1 rRNA gene is annotated in these 207 nt (G+C 51.2%); it reads left to right on the top strand.

The features are described from left to right. A 23S ribosomal RNA gene (locus K5I40_RS23855) occupies positions 1-185 on the top strand; the annotation flags it as partial. Positions 186-207: the final 22 nt, after the last annotated feature.

Genomic DNA, 207 nt, shown 5'->3' with positions numbered 1-207 from the left:
TAGCTAAATGCGGAAGAGATAAGTGCTGAAAGCATCTAAGCACGAAACTTGCCCCGAGATGAGTTCTCCCTGACCCTTCAAGGGTCCTGAAGGAACGTTGAAGACGACGACGTTGATAGGCCGGGTGTGTAAGCGCAGCGATGCGTTGAGCTAACCGGTACTAATGAACCGTGAGGCTTAACCTTACAACGCCGAAGCTGTTTCGGT

Origin of the sequence: Leclercia sp. LTM14 (assembly GCF_023736175.1) — a bacterium.
Lineage (GTDB): Bacteria > Pseudomonadota > Gammaproteobacteria > Enterobacterales > Enterobacteriaceae > Enterobacter > Enterobacter barmai.
The sequence above is the reverse complement of the archived record's forward strand: the minus strand, read 5'-3'. Positions and strand labels throughout refer to the sequence as shown.